19 protein-coding genes are annotated in these 18,540 nt (G+C 35.7%); 15 read left to right on the top strand and 4 right to left on the bottom strand.

Translation table 11 applies throughout. From position 1 onward, the window contains the following. Positions 1–25: 25 nt before the first annotated feature. From VBD025_RS12000 to VBD025_RS11990, 3 genes are read left to right on the top strand one after another with little or no spacing between them, the layout of a single operon-like run. Positions 26–451, top strand: a complete 426-nt coding sequence (locus VBD025_RS12000; protein WP_430785761.1) for a Na(+)/H(+) antiporter subunit B — start codon at positions 26–28, stop codon at positions 449–451. A gap of 24 nt (positions 452–475) precedes the next feature. Continuing rightward, positions 476–835, top strand: coding sequence for a response regulator (locus VBD025_RS11995; RefSeq protein WP_430785759.1), 360 nt, complete (start codon positions 476–478; stop codon positions 833–835). A gap of 44 nt (positions 836–879) precedes the next feature. Next, positions 880–1,344, top strand: coding sequence for a CcdC family protein (locus tag VBD025_RS11990; RefSeq protein ID WP_430785757.1), 465 nt, complete (start codon positions 880–882; stop codon positions 1,342–1,344). A gap of 60 nt (positions 1,345–1,404) precedes the next feature. Here the strand turns inward: VBD025_RS11990 and VBD025_RS11985 are convergent, their stop codons facing one another. After that, positions 1,405–1,833: a DUF2621 family protein gene (locus VBD025_RS11985; protein WP_430791384.1), complete on the bottom strand. Its 429-nt coding sequence runs from the start codon at positions 1,831–1,833 to the stop codon at positions 1,405–1,407. Between the two features lie 243 nt (positions 1,834–2,076). Between VBD025_RS11985 and VBD025_RS11980 the strand changes: the two genes are divergently transcribed. The 6 genes from VBD025_RS11980 to VBD025_RS11955 all read left to right on the top strand — a co-directional run bounded on the left by VBD025_RS11980 (position 2,077) and on the right by VBD025_RS11955 (position 7,995). Further along, positions 2,077–3,216, top strand: coding sequence for an ATP-binding protein (locus tag VBD025_RS11980; RefSeq protein ID WP_430785755.1), 1,140 nt, complete (start codon positions 2,077–2,079; stop codon positions 3,214–3,216). 212 nt (positions 3,217–3,428) lie between these two features. Further along, positions 3,429–6,140, top strand: a complete 2,712-nt coding sequence (gene acnA, locus VBD025_RS11975; RefSeq protein WP_430785753.1) for an aconitate hydratase AcnA — start codon at positions 3,429–3,431, stop codon at positions 6,138–6,140. A 153-nt stretch (positions 6,141–6,293) separates the two neighbouring features. Next, positions 6,294–6,878 carry a TlpA family protein disulfide reductase gene (locus VBD025_RS11970; RefSeq protein ID WP_430785751.1) on the top strand — a complete coding sequence of 195 codons (585 nt, stop codon included), beginning with the start codon at positions 6,294–6,296 and terminating at the stop codon, positions 6,876–6,878. A 33-nt stretch (positions 6,879–6,911) separates the two neighbouring features. Then, positions 6,912–7,076, top strand: coding sequence for an FbpB family small basic protein (locus VBD025_RS11965; protein WP_430785749.1), 165 nt, complete (start codon positions 6,912–6,914; stop codon positions 7,074–7,076). 194 nt (positions 7,077–7,270) lie between these two features. After that, positions 7,271–7,693 carry an acyl-CoA thioesterase gene (locus tag VBD025_RS11960; protein WP_430785747.1) on the top strand — a complete coding sequence of 141 codons (423 nt, stop codon included), beginning with the start codon at positions 7,271–7,273 and terminating at the stop codon, positions 7,691–7,693. Positions 7,694–7,695: 2 nt separating this feature from the next. After that, positions 7,696–7,995 (top strand): hypothetical protein, encoded by a 300-nt coding sequence (locus VBD025_RS11955; RefSeq protein WP_430785745.1) that lies wholly within the window; start codon positions 7,696–7,698, stop codon positions 7,993–7,995. A 21-nt stretch (positions 7,996–8,016) separates the two neighbouring features. Here the strand turns inward: VBD025_RS11955 and yidD are convergent, their stop codons facing one another. From yidD to plsY, 3 genes are all read right to left on the bottom strand, one after another. Further along, complete coding sequence (gene yidD / locus VBD025_RS11950) at positions 8,017–8,259, bottom strand: membrane protein insertion efficiency factor YidD (protein WP_430785743.1); 243 nt, start codon at positions 8,257–8,259, stop codon at positions 8,017–8,019. Positions 8,260–8,274: 15 nt separating this feature from the next. Further along, complete coding sequence (folE2, locus tag VBD025_RS11945) at positions 8,275–9,210, bottom strand: GTP cyclohydrolase FolE2 (protein ID WP_430785741.1); 936 nt, start codon at positions 9,208–9,210, stop codon at positions 8,275–8,277. A gap of 85 nt (positions 9,211–9,295) precedes the next feature. After that, the gene (gene plsY, locus VBD025_RS11940) at positions 9,296–9,880 is read right to left on the bottom strand and encodes a glycerol-3-phosphate 1-O-acyltransferase PlsY (protein ID WP_430785739.1); all 585 of its coding nucleotides are present in this window, start codon (positions 9,878–9,880) and stop codon (positions 9,296–9,298) included. 225 nt (positions 9,881–10,105) lie between these two features. Here plsY and VBD025_RS11935 point away from each other — a divergent pair, with 225 nt between their 5' ends. The 6 genes from VBD025_RS11935 (at position 10,106) to VBD025_RS11910 (ending at position 18,538) form a co-directional block, all read left to right on the top strand. Then, positions 10,106–11,173: a betaine/proline/choline family ABC transporter ATP-binding protein gene (locus VBD025_RS11935; RefSeq protein WP_430785737.1), complete on the top strand. Its 1,068-nt coding sequence runs from the start codon at positions 10,106–10,108 to the stop codon at positions 11,171–11,173. Next, positions 11,170–12,696, top strand: a complete 1,527-nt coding sequence (locus VBD025_RS11930) for an ABC transporter permease/substrate-binding protein (protein ID WP_430785735.1) — start codon at positions 11,170–11,172, stop codon at positions 12,694–12,696. The genes VBD025_RS11935 and VBD025_RS11930 overlap by 4 nt, the downstream gene beginning before the upstream one ends. 15 nt (positions 12,697–12,711) lie before the next feature. Further along, entirely contained in the window at positions 12,712–13,128 is a 417-nt protein-coding gene (locus tag VBD025_RS11925) for a CoA-binding protein (protein WP_430785733.1), read from the top strand. Positions 13,129–13,379: 251 nt separating this feature from the next. Further along, positions 13,380–15,332 (top strand): DNA topoisomerase IV subunit B, encoded by a 1,953-nt coding sequence (gene parE, locus VBD025_RS11920; protein WP_430785731.1) that lies wholly within the window; start codon positions 13,380–13,382, stop codon positions 15,330–15,332. 15 nt (positions 15,333–15,347) lie between these two features. Then, positions 15,348–17,789: a DNA topoisomerase IV subunit A gene (parC, locus tag VBD025_RS11915; protein WP_430785729.1), complete on the top strand. Its 2,442-nt coding sequence runs from the start codon at positions 15,348–15,350 to the stop codon at positions 17,787–17,789. A 101-nt stretch (positions 17,790–17,890) separates the two neighbouring features. Beyond that, positions 17,891–18,538: a TetR/AcrR family transcriptional regulator gene (locus VBD025_RS11910; RefSeq protein WP_430785727.1), complete on the top strand. Its 648-nt coding sequence runs from the start codon at positions 17,891–17,893 to the stop codon at positions 18,536–18,538. The last annotated feature ends 2 nt before the right edge of the window (positions 18,539–18,540 follow it).

The following is an 18,540-nucleotide window of genomic DNA, read 5'->3' as shown; positions in this document are numbered from 1 at the left end:
TATATACTTTAAAGGAGAAATCGTGATGTATAAACCAAATGATCTCATACTTCGTACCACAACATCTCTTATAGCATTTATTCTATTTGGGTTTGCGATCTATCTGTTACTTGCTGGACATAATGCACCTGGTGGTGGATTTGTTGGTGGATTAGTTACATCTGGTGCTATTATACTAATGTACATGTCTTATGGATTAGAAGCAGTGGATAAAATATTACCTGTTAATTTTCGTACATTAATTCCATTAGGCTTACTTATTGCTTTATCAACTGGTCTTGGTTCCTTTTTATTTGATGTACCATTTTTATCACAAACCTACGGCTATTTCCATGTACCTATATTTGGTGAAATTGAATTAGCAACAGCAATGATATTTGACATTGGCGTATTTGTAACGGTTGTAGGTGTTACGATGACGATTATCTTATCTATTGCAAATGATCAATAAGTATTATTATGGGGGGAATAGTTGATGACAAAGGTTTTGGTAGTTGACGATGCAAAATTTATGCGAGCCACACTTTCTAATATGCTTCAACTTGAGAACTATGAAATTGTTGGGGAAGCTGAAAATGGCGAAGAAGCAATTGAGCTTTACAAGTCATTGAAGCCAGATATTGTAACAATGGATATAACCATGCCTGTAATGAATGGAATTGAAGCTATAAAGGCGATTATTGAATTTGATCCTATGGCGAAAATTGTAGTTTGTTCTGCAATGGGCCAGCAAAAAGTTGTTGTGGAGGCAATTGAAATTGGCGCAAGTGATTTTATTATAAAGCCATTTGATGAAAACCGTGTTATCGACACAATTGAACGAGTTCTGCATTAAATCTGGCATAGTACCACTAAAGACAGTGAAAGAGATGATTGTTCATGTTATGGATTATTTTAAGTTCGATTGGTGCTGCATGTATGGCAGTTTTAATGATATTTATAAGAGTGAAAGCTTCAAAAAAACCAGCTTCCGTGAAAAAAATTATCTTACCTCCTATGTTCATGAGTACTGGAGCCTTAATGTTTATTTTCCCTGCGTTTCGCGTTGAATGGAATCAAGTATTCGAAGCAATTATGGTTGGAATTATTTTTTCCGTCATTTTAATAATAGGATCGAAATTTGAAATTAAACAAAATAATATTTATTTAATTCCTTCCAGATCATTTATCTTCATATTATTTGGATTACTAATATTACGTATTGTACTGAAACTGGCTCTCAGTCAGACTATCTCCTTGTACGAACTAAGTGGGATGTTCTTTTTACTAGCATTTGGAATGATTATTTCATGGCGAATTGCTATGCTTATTAAGTATAAAAAACTGGAAAAACAACTTCATTAATAAACTTATTCAGTTAAAATGAGCTACTAGACCATGTCTAGTAGCTCATTTTTATTGAAATTATAAGTTGAAAAAAGTCTCATATGGTGTAACATCTATTTCTTTTTCATCAAGCTTTTTTCGTAAAAACTTATGATCTCGTTTGGGAGTTGCAACTATATAACCTTCAATTAACACGTCCTCGGTTATTTTATTCCGTTTCTTACGTAATGCAACTTCTCCAATTTTACTTGCAATTTTATGTCTTGCAATATCACGAAATAGCTCGGGAACGGGGGAGACTAACTCCTCTAAAAGTTCTTTCTCATTTTCGCCCCACATATGCCGGGTTTTTTCCATGTAATATTCTTCCCAGTCCATATTGGACTTGCCATCTTCCTTGGGTAATTTTTTTAAGAACTTGCGGAACATAAAAAAGCCACCAATTCCCATCAAGCCTATCAAAATAAATCCCCATAATATAATTAAGTATTCGATTATAACCGACACGGGATCACCTATTTTCAATTTTTTTACCGTTATTGATAAAATGATTTGTTTTTTACGCCAAGTATAGTAAAATTACTAATAATTACTAATTTTAAATTATTAATAAAGTTTAAATGAGATTTGTTCATATAGTTTATTATAAAAGCACACAGGGTTTCTTACAAGTGACATATTTAAGAAATTAAGTCATATAAGTAATTATATACTATTATTATGTTGGAATCTGTAATTAGGGGTGAGGCGATGAAATCAAAATCCTTTCTGGAATATACGGATGATAATAACAAAGACAGTTCCGATTTTGCTCAAACCAATAATAAGAGGAGAATTTTTGCTGATTTGAGTGAGCTTCCGTCTTCTATCATTTCTTGGATTGAAAACAACAGTAATGATTTACTTTCAATATGGAACAGTAAAGGTGAAATTATGTTTATCTCAAAATCTGTCGTACGGATTTTGGGTTATACCATAGAGGATTTAGAAGATATTTCCTGGCATGAATTATTATCACCAGAAGACGAAATGCATATAAGGAATTTCTATTCTAATTCTGAGAAGGATCACGATAGTCACAAGTTTAATATAAACATTCGTAACAAGAATGGAAAATTTATATGGACGGATTGTATTGTATCAAAAATGTATGATATCGACTTAAACGATTTCTTTTATATAACCATGCTTAAAGACATCTCTGATAAAAAAGAAGCTGAAGAGATGATGATTCGATCAGAGAAAATGTCCGTAGCTGGTCAATTGGCTGCTGGAATTGCACACGAAATCCGTAACCCATTAACTTCTTTAAAAGGATTTATGCAATTACTGCAGGCGGGTGTTAATCGAAAAGAAGAGTATTATAAAATAATGATTGATGAAATTGAAAAAATGGAAAACATTACTTCTGAACTATTGTTTATTTCCAAACCTTTAACCAACAATAAAAAGGAAGAAATAGTTGAAGTCATGGTTCATGAAATTGTTTCTTTGCTACTACCTCAGGCACGACTTAAAAATGTGGATATTAAATGGGAACGACAAAGTAAGCATTTTGTTAATTGTGATCGTTCTCAGATTAAGCAGGTTTTAATTAATATTGTTAAAAACGCCATTGAGGCAATGGGGGCAAAAGGAACGATTGCGATCAATATCTGGACAGAAAATGAAAAGGTAATTATTGCAATAATTGATGATGGTCTTGGAATACCTGAGGAAGTTATTCATAAATTAGGTGAACCTTTTTTCACTACTAAGAAGAGTGGTACTGGTTTGGGATTAATGATTACCAATCAAATTCTTGAGAAGCATAACGGCAAGTTACAGATAGAACGGAATCCTGATAAAGGAAGTACGTTTAAAATTATTCTTCCATTAATAAGTGAGTAAGTATAATTAAGATTGCTATTATTTTATCTTCAGTATAATTTTTAATTATCACTTTGAATAATAATTTAATATATGGAAAAAGGCATATAAGATTTGTTTTATATGCCTTTTTCATTTAAGATAAGTAGGTAGGATTAATAGGTTTGTCCTGGATTTTAATAAATTGAATTTACAAATCTTCGACAAAAAAAGAGTGAGAGGAGTATTACATAATGACACAAAATGATGCATTTCAAGCGAAAAAGCAATTTGAGTTAAATGGCAAAACGTATAATTACTATCAATTAAAAGCATTAGAAGAAGCAGGATTAGGTGAAGTTGGAAGGCTGCCATTTTCCATTCGAGTTTTATTAGAATCAATTGTTCGACAACATGATGGTCATGTTATTAAAGATGAGCATATAAAAGGTTTAACAAAATGGGGAACAAAAGAAGGTAAAGGGGTAGATGTACCTTTTAAACCTTCACGTGTAATTCTGCAGGATTTCACAGGAGTTCCTGCTGTAGTGGATTTAGCTTCATTACGTAAAGCAATGGTTGATATGGGAGGATCCCCAGATAAAATCAATCCAGAGGTTCCAGTAGATCTAGTTATTGACCACTCTGTGCAAGTAGACCAATATGGAACACAGGGCGCACTTCAGGCAAACATGGAACTGGAATTTGAGCGTAATGGCGAACGCTATGAGTTTTTACATTGGGCACAAAAAGCATTCGATAATTACCGCGCAGTTCCACCAGCAACAGGAATTGTCCACCAGGTAAACCTGGAGTATATCGCAAATGTAGTACATGAGCTGGAAAATGAAGACGGAAGCTATAATGCATTCCCTGATACTTTATTTGGAACTGACTCTCATACAACCATGATTAATGGACTAGGAGTTCTTGGCTGGGGTGTTGGCGGAATTGAAGCTGAAGCAGGAATGCTAGGACAAGCTTCTATTTTACCAGTACCTGAAGTAATTGGTGTGAAGTTTACAGGAAGTTTTCCTAAAGGAACAACTGCAACTGACTTAGCATTAAAGGTTACACAGGTTTTACGCAGTAAAAATGTTGTAGGTAAATTTGTTGAGTACTTCGGACCTGGGTTAAAAGATATGCCACTAGCTGACCGAGCAACTATTTCTAATATGGCTCCAGAGTACGGTGCTACATGTGGGTTCTTCCCCGTTGACGAAGAATCACTAAACTACTTACGACTTACTGGACGTAAGGAAGATCATATCGATTTAGTTGAAAGATACTGTAAGGAAAATAGTTTATGGTACAACTCAGATCAGGCTGACCCTGAATATAGTGAGTTAGTAGAAATAAATTTATCTGAACTTGAACCTAACTTATCAGGTCCAAAACGTCCACAGGATTTAATTTCTCTTTCAAATATGAAAGAAGAGTTTAATAAAGCTATTACTGCTCCTGAAGGAAATCAGGGCTTTGGTTTAGATAAGAAAGAATTTAAGAAAGAAGCTGTTGTTGAGTTTGCTGACGGTAATACATCTGTAATGAAGACTGGAGCGCTTGCGATAGCTGCCATTACATCTTGTACAAACACGTCTAACCCTTACGTTATGCTTGGTGCGGGATTAATTGCTAAAAAGGCAGTAGAAAAAGGTCTGACTGTGCCTGCATATGTAAAAACATCATTAGCGCCAGGTTCGAAAGTTGTTACGCGTTACTTAGAAGACTCCGGCTTAATGCCATACTTGGAGAAACTAGGTTTTAATTTAGTAGGATACGGATGTACTACATGTATTGGTAACTCCGGACCACTAAAAGAAGAAATTGAAAAAGCGATTGCAAATAGTGACTTAACCGTTTCTTCTGTACTATCTGGTAACCGAAACTTTGAAGGTCGTATACATCCATTAGTGAAAGCAAATTATCTAGCATCTCCACCGCTTGTAGTTGCATATGCATTAGCTGGAACAGTAGATGTTGATTTAGTAACAGAACCACTTGGCCAAGACAATGATGGCAACGATATTTTCATGAATGATATCTGGCCAACGATGGAAGAAATTAAAGAACAAGTAGAAAATACTGTTAAACCTGAAATATTCCGTAAAGAATATGAAAATGTATTTGATTCTAACCAAAAATGGAATGAAATTAACACGACAGACGAGCCACTATACAAGTGGAACAACGAATCAACATACATTCAAAATCCTCCATTCTTTGAAGGATTGTCAAAAGAAGCAGATACAGTTAAACCATTAAATAAACTCCGGGCGATTGGAGTATTCGGTGATTCTGTAACAACTGACCATATTTCTCCAGCAGGAGCAATTGCTAAAGATATGCCAGCTGGCAAATATTTACAGGAAAAAGATGTTTCACCGCGTCATTTTAACTCTTATGGATCTAGACGTGGTAATCATGAAGTAATGATGCGCGGAACATTCGCTAACATTCGAATTCGTAACCTGCTTGCTCCTGGCACAGAAGGCGGATATACTACTTATTGGCCAACAGAAGAAGTAATGCCGCTCTATGATGCTTCAATGAAGTATCAAGAGGCAGGTACTGGACTTGTTGTAATAGGTGGTAAGGATTACGGTATGGGAAGTTCACGTGACTGGGCAGCTAAAGGTACCAGTTTATTAGGAATAAAAACTGTCATTGCAGAAAGCTTCGAACGAATTCATCGTTCAAACCTAGTAATGATGGGCGTATTACCACTACAATTCCAAAAAGGTGACACTGCTGACTCGTTAGGTCTAACTGGAAAAGAAACCTTTAATGTAGAGATTGATGAATCTGTAAAACCACATGATTTGGTTAAGGTTACAGCTATAGATGATTCAGGTAAAAATACTGAATTTGAAGTGGTAGCGCGATTTGATAGTGATGTTGAAATTGACTATTATCGTCATGGTGGTATTCTGCAAATGGTACTTCGTAATAAAATGGAAGCATAAGGTATAATAATAAACATCTACACCAAACTAAATGGTGTAGATGTTTTTTTCTTGGAAAGTACATAACTTCACTGCAATTCACTTTACAAATCGACAATTCAATTCTACTATTAATCTTAAGGATTCAATGCTTATTGACTAAGGAGCTTACACATGATTAAAAAGATTATAGCACTAGCAGGAATATTGCTTTTAGTAAGTATAGTGATCATTAATATAATCGATAAACCCCAAGCTGATAATAATGTAATTGATGTAACAGGTAACACGGAAGCGAAAGGTGGAATGATTACAGCGCCTGGTGATTCCGGTTTAGACGTTGGGCAACTAGCACCCGAAATCAAACTTGAAACATTATCCGGTGAAACAATACAATTATCGGATTTAAAAGGGAAAAAGGTATTTATAAACTTTTGGGCTACATGGTGCCCACCATGTAAGAAAGAAATGCCTGACATGCAGAAATTCTACGAGGAGTACTCAGATGAAGTGGAAATATTAGCTGTTAATGCAACGGGTCAGGAAAAAGGTATAAAAACCGTCAAAGAATTTATTGACAATGATACCTACACTTATCCAATTTTATTAGATAAAGAATTAAACGTTACCGAAGATTATCAAGCGTTTGCGTTACCTACAACATATTTTATTGGAACTGACGGAGTTATTCAGCAACCGAGAAAAGTAGGTCCGATGACATATGATTTCATGGTGGAAATGACAGAAAAGTTAAAGTAGAATTATAAAATTTCATTTATTTGGGAATACTTCTTGAAAAAGGAGTGGATTCCTATTTCTTTAAAGAGAAGGCTTTCCTATAATGATTTAGTGGATGAAAATCGCAAAGAAATCATGAAAGACCAATCAATTCTAGAGAAAATCGAGTCAAGGTTTGAAGTTAAGTACCAGCAAGTACTTAATGAAAAGAACCGCTAATTTTAGAAGACTTGGCTTATCGCTAAGCCTTAGTTGCACTTATACAGTAAGAAAGGGATATGCTTTCTTAGCTGCTAAAAGAGTATTTTCAAACACTTACGTGGAGAAAATGCTTTTTTAGTTTGTATATTATTACGATTTTGCCCACTATGCTAAACTGAATATAATAATAAAGAACTTTGGGGGAATTAAAATTGACCATTGAAAAGACAGAAATTGATATAAGGTATCAAGAAACAGATCAAATGGGGGTAGTTTATCATGCCAACTATCTAGTATGGTTTGAAATAGGACGTACAAAATTAATTGAATCACTAGGTTTTAGTTATGCTGATATGGAAAGTAATAATGTTGTTGCTCCCGTAGTGGACGCGCAAATATCGTTTAAGAAACCCTTCCGTTATGGTGAAAAAGCAACTGTTGAGAGTTGGATAGCTGAATATGATGGATTGAGGACTGTATATGGTTATCGGATTTTAAATAAAGATGGTGAAATTGCAATAACTGGCACTACAAAACATGTTATTGTTAAAAAAGATAGTTTCCGGCCACTATCGTTAAAACGCGCATTCCCTGAATGGCATCTGGCATATAAAAAAGAAGTTGAAGGTGTGTAATTATGGCTTTTGGTCTTAAACGCGATGAGTTACAGCTCTGGAAAGAACAAGTGAAGGATGGTAACATTTCTTTTTTAACACACTATTGGGAAGACGAACGGTTTCCAGGTTGCTATACCGTAACAAAAGTGGGTTGCAGTGATTTGGAGAAATTAACTGTCTGGGGAGAAACTCATGAATTACATCCCAATTGGATCCATATGGATCAGAACTATCCACACTTTGACTTGTTTGGTGATAAACAAAAAGAAATTCTAATAAAAGAAAACCAATTTGAACAATTAAAAAAGTTCAATTTATAAATAAAACAAAAGCTGTTGAAATTAATCAACAGCTTTTGTTTTATTTTCTTTTTTTTCTGGTACTAAGTCTATACCACCTGAGTGAAAAGGATGGCATTTAGCTATCCGCTTCACCGTTAAGTAACTGCCTTTTAATGCTCCAAAGCGCCTCACTGATTCTAACCCATATTCAGAACATGTGGGGTAAAATCTGCAGGTTGGAGGTTTTAATGGACTGATCACTTTCCGATATAATTTAATAAGTAACATGATGCCAATTTTCATTTTGATCGATCCTTTTTACTGTGAAATATAATCTTCCTTATCAATTGTTATAGAAGCAATTGCATCATGCATATGGATAGATTCTTCGTTTTGACAGGAGACCTTAAATTTAGATATAAAAGGCATTTCAAATAAATCAGCAGCTACTAATCTAACCATATCCTCAACAAAACGAGGATTTTCGTAAGCTTGTTCTGTGATTATCTTCTCATCAGTCCTTTTCAATACTGGATGCAAACGTGCACTAGCATTGCTTTCAGCTGCTTCGAGTAATAATTCCTTCCAATCAGACGTCATCTCGTCAAAATTGTTATCAAGGGAAGCTTCCATATAAACAGTCCCACGTTGATTATGCGCACTGTATTCACTAATTTCTTTTGAACAAGGACATAATGTAGTGATTAAGGATGATAAGGAAACTCTGACAGTGTAACCAGCATATTGATCAAATGTCACCGTTAAACTTACATTCACATGGTTCATTCCAGGGATATTTGACTGCGGTCCAGTCCTTTCATAAAACCAAGGAAATGATACCTGAACTTCTGCATCTTCTTGCTCAAGACGAACTGCCAATTCTTTTGTAAAATCCTTGAGCGTTGTAATATTTATTACAAAACCACTTTGATAATAAGCATTGAGCTGTTCCATAAAACGACTCATATTTGTACCTTTACTGGTTTTCTTAATTGATGATGAAAACCGGAAAGTACCTATGGTCGATTGTATTTGAGGTGAAATGTTACTTTCTACCGTTATCGGATGCTTTACATTAGCAATACCAACTTGATCCAGATCAAACAGGAAGTCCTTCTTTTTATTTTGTAAATCAGCCATTTTTTCTTTTTCCTCTGGTTTAGTTCTTGGACCAGGTGATACTGAGCCAAATAGCTGATGTCGTTGCTCTTTATCTGGTATGTTTACGTTAAGGGAAGTTTGAATGTTATTCATAACTATGTCCCCTTTCTTGCTAGAATTAGTAGTTAAAATTATACGCATTTGCTAATTTATATTCAATATATTAGTTTGATTAAACTTACATCCAGGTGATTTTAGGTTCAGTACCATTCCTGATTCGCTTAATATTATCTTTATGTCGATAGGATACGAACACTGCTAGTGCGCAGGATACTATTATCAAACCCAGGTCCTCCTGAAGTAAGACTGCAGCAATAACTGTTATTATTCCCGTAATAATCGAAGATAATGAAACGTATTTCGAGATGTATAAGGTAACGATAAATGCTATTACTATACTTACAAATAGCCATGGACTTACACCTAAAATTATCCCGCCTGAAGTAGCTACTGCCTTACCACCTTTAAATTTAGCGAATAACGGATAAGTATGTCCTGCAACTGCAAAAAGTCCAATAACTAATCGGTAAACTTCTGCATCAAAAAGGAGAGGGATAAGTGTTGCAGCTGTTCCTTTTAAAATGTCTGCCAACGTTACAATTATTCCCGCCTTCACACCCAATACTCGAAAAGTATTAGTTGCTCCAAGGTTTCCGCTTCCATGTTCCCGTACATCTAACTTATATCCTAGTTTTCCAACGATTAACGCAGAGGGAATAGAACCTAACAGATATGCAATGGCAGCAAAAATAAGATATTCCATAAAACGTCCTTCTTTCCTTCATAATTTCCTGAAACACAAACCTATTCTTATATTATCATGAAGTTATAATGGAAAGAACTATAAATCCAGATAAGATTACTATATTTTATAGAAGTGTCCTGATAAAATGTTTCTCATGAAGTGAATAAGGGTAATTATGACTATGTGATTTTATAGGGAACACACCCATTAATTATGGGAATAAAAGTAAAAGGGACGAGATAAATGATTGAATTCAAAGATGTCCATAAAGTATATGGGGATGGCACCGAGGCATTAAAGGATTTCTCACTAAAAGTAGACAACGGTGAGTTAATGACCTTAATTGGCCCGAGTGGTTGCGGCAAAACTACAACGATGAAAATGATTAATCGTTTAATTGAACCGACTTCAGGAAGTATTTACATAAATGATAAAGATATTAATGATTATAATATTCATGAACTACGTTGGAATATTGGTTATGTGTTGCAGGATATAGCACTTTTTCCACATATGACAATTGCCGAAAACATTGCGGTGGTACCTGAGATGAAAAAATGGAAGAAGAAAAAAGTTCGGGACAGAGGAATGGAGTTACTGGAAATGGTAGGACTGGACCCTTCAACCTATCAAAAAAGAATGCCTCATGAGCTATCGGGTGGACAACAGCAGCGTATCGGGGTAATTCGTGCACTTGCTGCTGATCCGGACATTATTTTAATGGATGAACCTTTTAGTGCGCTGGATCCAATTAGTCGAGATCAACTGCAGAAGGACATTCGTGTATTGCAAAAGGAAATAAAAAAGACAATTGTTTTTGTTACGCATGATATGGATGAAGCGATGGCAATCGGGGATAAAGTTTGTTTAATGAGGCAAGGTGAAGTGATACAGGTAGATACTCCTCAACAATTAATACTGAATCCAAAAAATCAATTTGTCCGTGATTTTATTGGTGAAAGAAAATCACCGTGGCAGACAGCTGTTGATATTGTTGCAGATGGATCTCAATCACATATCATTACTTTGGAACAGTTTGAGAGTAATAATTATAACCCAGATGGCATATTTGCAGTAAAAGATGATAATGACAATTATGTTGGTGCCATTTATAACGGGCAAAAAATAGATATTAAAACTATTAACAATGATATACCGTTAATTCAGGCAACTAACCTTATTGAATCTGGTCATCAATCAATTATGCCTGTTGTAAAGGGGCAGAAATTAGTTGGTGTTTTAACAGATAAAAACATAATTACATTCCTAAAAAGTAAAACAAAAATGGAAAACGGGGTGGTTCAGTCATGAATGAATTCATCGATGTTTTTCAGAGTCGCCAAGACGTTTTACTTGAAACTATTTGGGAGCATTTGCAGATATCTTTAATTGCATTGATTATAGCAATCATAATTTCCGTTCCACTAGGATTAATACTAACTCGTTATACAAAAATTGCAGAACCTATCATTGCCCTAACAGCCATATTACAAACCATACCAAGTCTTGCAGTATTAGCATTCCTAATTCCTTTCTTCGGAATTGGTACAACACCTGCAATCATCGCGTTAACAGCTTATGGTTTATTACCTATATTGCGCAATACGTATACTGGTGTAAAAGAAGTCAACCCTTCCCTTAAAGAAGCTGCAACTGGAATGGGGATGAACTCATTAAAACGACTGACGAAAGTTGAATTACCAATAGCAATGCCTGTAATAATGGCCGGGGTTAGAACGTCTATGGTATTAATCGTAGGAACAACAACGATTGCAGCTTTAATTGGGGCAGGTGGACTAGGTGAACTTATTCTTCTAGGGATAGATCGTGGAGCAGATTTGAATTTAATTCTGCTTGGTGCCATTCCAGCAGCCTTGCTGGCTATTTTCCTGGATATTATTCTGCGTGGTTTTGAATATATATCAAAACGTACCGGATTTAAATCTTTTATAGCATTAATGGTAATTGCTATTTTAGTTGTTACAACGCCATTCATGATTAATGGTGGCAAAAAAGCTGATTTAGTAATTGGCGCTAAGCTTGGAACCGAGCCATCTATACTGATTAACATGTACAAATTACTGATTGAAGAAGAAACTAACCTTGATGTAAAACTGGAACCAGGATTAGGCAAAACTGCTTTTGTATTCTCAGCCCTGGAAAATGGAAGTATTGACATGTATCCAGAGTTTACAGGTACAGCAATCGTTACGCACCTAGGCGAAAAAGCAGTAAGCAATGATCCAAAAGAAGTATATCAACAGGCAGAAGAAGGCATGCTGAAAGAATACGATATGGCACTTCTCGAACCAATGAAGTTCAACAACACATATGCTGTAGCTACTACAAAAGAGTTAGCTGAAAAACATGGTCTTAAATCAATTGGTGATCTAAATAAAGTTGAAAATGAATTTACAGCTGGTTTCACTTTAGAGTTTAAGGATCGATACGATGGATATGTTGGTATGAAAGAAGTGTATGGTGTTAATTTTGCAGAGGTAGTAACCATGGAACCAGGAATTCGTCAGGAAGCACTAACTAATGGAGAAGTAGATGTAATCGATGCATATGCAACTTCGAGTTCTATGATTGAACTGGATCTAGTAACGCTCGATGATCCAAAAAACTTATTCCCACCTTATCAGGGTGCACCTTTACTTAGACAAGAGACGTTAATGAAGTATCCTGAACTAGAAGAAATATTAAATCAACTTGGTGGTCTAATAACAGATGACGAAATGCGTCAAATGAATTATAAAGTTGATTATAAAGGGAAGGCACCTGAGACAGTGGCGAGAAATTATCTACTGGAGCAGGGGTTACTTAAAAAATAAAAGGAGTGATTTACGTTGTCAGTAGAAAATCCGACGAATGACAAAATAAAACAGGTATTGGAGACGTCGAAGAGCATAGCTGTCGTTGGTTTATCAGACAATCCAGGCAGGACTTCCTATCAAATTTCTAAAATAATGCAAGATAATGGATATAAGATTATCCCAATTAATCCAATGATAGACGAAGTACTTGGTGAAAAATCATATAATTCATTAAAAGAAGTTGAAGAACAAATCGATATAATTAATGTCTTTAGAAGATCGGAATTCCTGCCTGAAATAGCTCAAGAAGCAGCTGAAACAAGTGCGAAAATTTTTTGGGCACAACTGGGCGTTTCAAATAAGGAAGCGTACACATTTCTTAAAGAACGCGATTTCACAGTAATTATGGATGTTTGTATTAAGGTTGCACACACCATGTTAGTAAGATAATCTAAAACAACAACAGGCTTTATCTCTGATCCTACAGAGATAAAGTTTTTTTGTTTATAGGATGTAATTTGGACTATTTAAGGATTAGTGCTATGATTTATCAGTCTATACAATCGGAAAATAGATGTAGTATACTAATACACAGATTACTGAACATGGGCTCCACCATTTACAATAACAAACATTTGTTCTATTCTTATAAGAGTTCATATGATAAAAATTAAAGATAGCTAGAAAGGGGTAGATGGCAATTGGTTAAACAATCTTCAAGTTATACCGATGACTCTATTCAGGTATTAGAAGGCCTTGAGGCTGTTCGAAAAAGACCTGGTATGTATATAGGCAGTACGGATAGTCGTGGTTTGCACCATTTAGTTAATGAAATTGTTGACAACTCAGTAGATGAGGCACTCGCCGGTTATGGAAATGCAATAAAAGTAATGATACATAAAGATAATAGTATTTCAGTAGAAGATAGCGGAAGAGGTATTCCCGCTGGAATGCACAGTTCTGGAAAACCTACAATCGAAGTCATATTTACTGTATTACATGCAGGAGGAAAATTTGGACAAGGTGGCTATAAGACAAGCGGTGGACTTCATGGAGTTGGTGCTTCTGTTGTAAATGCTTTGTCTGAATGGCTGGAAGTAACCAGTTATCGTGATGGTCAAATATATTTCCAACGGTTTGGAAATGGTGGTAAACCTATTGGAACTATGATTAACAAAGGTTCTACTAGAAAGAAAGGCTCCATTATTCACTTCAAGCCAGATCCTACAATTTTTTCTACGACTGTCTATAATTTTGAAACATTATCTGAGAGGCTAAGAGAAGCGGCATTTTTGCTAAAAGGATTAAAAATTGAATTGGTAGATGAACGAGATCAAGCAAATGAAGTATATGAGTATCCAGATGGACTGGAATCGTTCGTTGCTTACTTGAATGAAGAAAAAGATACCTTACACAACGTTGTATCGTTTGAAGGAGAACAGCAGGAAATTGAAGTTGATTTCGCCTTTCAGTTTAACGATGGTTATTCAGAAAGCATGCTTTCCTTTGTGAACCATGTCCGCACAAAAGATGGTGGTACACATGAATCAGGTGCAAGAACTGCGATAACTCGTACCTTTAATGACTATGCACGTAAATCCGGGTTGTTAAAAGAGAAAGATAAAAATCTCGAAGGTACGGACATCAGAGAAGGTTTTACTGCAATTGTGTCGGTAAGAATTCCCGAAGAAAAGTTACAGTTTGAAGGTCAGACAAAAGGAAAGCTGGGAACTTCAGAGGCGCGTTCTGCAGTGGATGGTGTCGTATCAGAACGGCTCACGTATTTTCTTGAAGAAAATCCAGATAGTGCTGGCCTGCTAATCCGAAAGGCAGTAAAAGCTAAAGAGGCTAGAGAAGCTGCACGGAAAGCGCGCGAAGACGCACGAACAGGAAAAAAGAAACGACGAAAAGATTCTTTATTAAGCGGAAAGCTCACTCCTGCTCAATCAAAAAATCCTAAAAAGAATGAATTATTTCTAGTTGAGGGTGATTCTGCAGGAGGTTCTGCTAAGCAAGGGCGTGATCGTAAATTTCAAGCTGTTCTTCCGCTTCGAGGAAAAGTAATCAATACGGAAAAAGCTAAGCTTGAAGACGTCCTGAAAAATGAAGAAATCTCAACCATTATACACACGATTGGCGCTGGTGTTGGGGGAGATTTTGACCTGGAAGATGTTCAATACGATAAAATCATTATTATGACAGACGCGGATACCGATGGTGCACATATTCAGGTATTGCTGTTGACGTTTTTCTATCGGTATATGAAACCGTTAGTTGAGTCCGGTAAAATATTCATAGCATTACCACCTTTGTATAAAGTATCAAAAGGTAAAGGTAAAAATGAAAAAATAGTTTATGCTTGGGAAGATCACGAACTTAAAGATGTTTTAAAACAATTTAAAAACGGATATACCATCCAAAGATACAAAGGTCTTGGTGAAATGAATGCTGATCAGCTTTGGGAAACAACTATGGACCCTGAAACAAGAACATTGATTCGGGTAACACTGGAAGATCTTGCTAGAGCAGAAAGACGTGTTACTACTCTAATGGGAGATAAAGTAGAACCGCGCAGAAAATGGATTGAAGGTCATGTGGAATTTGGTATGGTTGAAGATACTAATATACTAGAAAATGATAAAATTCATACGTAATAAGGGGGGATTGGTTTGTCAGAACCAGAAAAATATCTAGACCTTCCACTCGAAGAAGTAATAGGCGATCGTTTTGGAAGATACAGTAAATATATTATTCAAGAAAGAGCTTTACCAGATGCTCGTGATGGACTAAAACCAGTTCAGCGTCGTATTTTATATGCGATGTATGAGGATAGAAATACGCATGATAACAATTTCCGTAAATCAGCTAAAACGGTCGGAACAGTAATCGGTAACTACCATCCTCATGGTGATTCTTCTGTTTATGAAGCAATGGTTCGTTTAAGCCAGGATTGGAAAGTTCGTAATGAGCTGATTGAAATGCACGGAAATAACGGAAGTCTCGATGGAGATCCACCAGCAGCCATGCGTTATACGGAAGCTCGATTATCAAGTATCTCTTCTGAGCTTCTTAGAGATATTGACAAAAATACAGTAGATTTCATTTCGAATTTTGATGATACCAACGATGAACCTGTGGTGCTTCCGGCCAAATTTCCTAACCTTCTTGTTAATGGATCAACAGGAATATCAGCGGGTTATGCAACTGATATACCACCACACAATTTATCTGAAGTTATCGATGCAGTAATTATGAGAATTGATAATCCTGAAGTGACTGTTCAGGATTTAATGAAAGTAATAAAAGGTCCAGACTTCCCTACAGGAGGAATTATCCAGGGTGTCGAGGGAATAGTTAAAGCGTACGAAACTGGAAAAGGAAAAGTTATTGTACGTGGTAAAGCAAATGTAGAAGAAGTTCGCGGAAATAAAGAACAAATTGTTATCACTGAAATACCTTTTGAGATGAATAAAGCAAGTATGGTTAAAAAAATGGACGAACTGAGAATTGACCGGAAAGTAGAAGGAATTTCTGAAGTACGTGATGAAACGGACCGCACAGGACTTCGAGTTGTCATCGAACTTAAAAAAGATGCAAATAGTGAGGGGGTACTTCATTATTTGTACAAAAATACTGATTTACAAGTGACATACCACTTTAATATGGTTGCCATTAAAGATAAAACACCCAAATTATTATCGTTACCTCAAATGCTTGATGCATATATCTTCCACCAGAAAGAAGTTGTAACAAGACAAACAAATTTTGAGTTGAAGAAAGCCAATGAACGATCTCATATTCTTGAAGGATTAATAAAAGCGATTTCTATTTTGGATGAACTTATTGCTACTATTCGCTCATCTAAGAATAAAGCGGATGCTAAGCGAAGAATTATTGAAGCCTATCATTTTTCTGAACCGCAAGCTGAAGCAATTGTGATGTTGCAATTATATCGTTTAACAAATACTGACATTTCATCTCTTGAGAAAGAAGCAGAAGAGTTAAGAAAGAAAATTGCGGAGCTTGAATCTATTCTTGGCAGTGAAAAAAAATTATTTCAAACAATTAAAAGTGATTTGAAAAAAATTAAAAAAACGTTTTCTGACAAGCGTAGAACGCTCATTGAAGACAATGTTGAAGAATTGAAAATAGACATTGAAGTAATGGTTGCAAGCGAAGACGTTTTAGTTTCCACTACCAGAGAAGGATATATAAAACGAACCAGCTTACGTTCCTATGCGGCTTCTAATGGTAAGGATCTCGCAATAAAGGATGAGGACCATCTAGTGGGGCTGCATGAACTGAATACGACAGATAAAGTTCTGCTCTTTACCAATAAAGGGAAATACCTGTATTTACCTGTTCATCAACTCCCAGAGATAAGGTGGAAGGATATAGGACAGCATATTTCAAACATAGTAGCGTTAGAAAAAGATGAAATGATAATTAAATGCATCCCGGTACGAAGCTTCAAGCAGGAGCAATTCGTTATCTTTTTCACAAGAAACGGAATGGTTAAACGAAGTGAATGGGCACTATATGATGCTCAGCGTCACACAAAAGCGTTAGTCGCTTTGAACTTAAAAAAGGATGATGAAGTCGTTAATGTACATGTGACTGATGGACATTCAGATGTGTTTGTTGTTACGAATACTGGATTCGGATTGTGGTACCATGAAACTGAAATTACTGCAGTCGGACAGCGCGCAGCAGGCGTAAAGGCAATTAAACTTAAAGACAAAGAATATGTCGTGAATGGACAAGTGTTTGACGATTTGGCAGAGCCTTCATTAGTACTCGTTACGCAACGAGGGGCATGTAAACGAATGAAATTAAGTGAGTTTACCAAAACTACAAGAGCGAATCGGGGATTAGCGATGCTCCGGGAATTAAAGAAAAAGCCACATCGGATTCAAGGTTTCTTTGTAATGGACGAAAAGGATACGATAACTTTTAGCACGAAAAAAGGGGAGTTACAAGAGGTTTATCCTTTGGATTTATCTTTGAGTGATCGTTCCAGCAATGGATCTTTTGTTATTGATACAGATAATCAAGGCGAGGTTAATCGAGTGTGGAGAAAGGCAAGCTACGAAAAACCGTTTGATGAATAATGAGCAGCAGCGTTATCTTTTTTATATGATAATGCTGCTGTTTTTATATTTATTTTGTGCTTTATATTTTCTGAAAAATATGATAAGGTAAAAATGTAATTATGGAAGGAGGGTTTATAACGGATCTACGTCAGAGAATTATCCAATCCGCCTTACTTTTATTTGAAAAACAAGGCTTTCATGGTGTAACAGTTAATCAGATTGTAAAAGAAGTCGGGACGTCAAAGGGCGGATTTTATCATCACTTTACTTCAAAGGATGAACTCCTCTTTGTGATTCACGATACATTTATTACATATGTTCTGGAAAAGGCTGTTGCAGCAAACAAAACATATCAATCACCCACAAAAAAACTGCAGGCGATCATTAAGGATTTCGTTAAAGTGTTTGATCTGTATAAGCCACATATTTCCGTTTTTTACCAGGAAACGATATACTTAAAACCGCACTATGAAATATTAATTAAGAAAAAAAGAGATCAATTTAAGCAAATTATTACCCAAGCAATTAAGGAAGGAAAAGAAGCTGAAGAATTCCGAAATGATCTTCCAGTTGAAATTACCACAATGGCAATCCTAGGCATGGTGAACTGGACATACAAGTGGTACAAACAGAATGGTGCAAAATCCATTGAAGAGATCGGTGATATCTACGTTGATTTAATCTTACATTTTGTCTTGCAGGTAGAAACGTTGTATAGTAAGTCATATAAAGATGTTTTGATAGAAAAATCTTTTTTTACCACGTGAAA

It is taken from the genome of Virgibacillus flavescens (genome assembly GCF_050574275.1).
Classification (GTDB): Bacteria; Bacillota; Bacilli; order Bacillales; family Amphibacillaceae; genus Virgibacillus_F; species Virgibacillus_F flavescens.
Note: the sequence above shows the minus strand (reverse complement) of the source record. Positions and strands in the feature narration are given on the sequence as shown.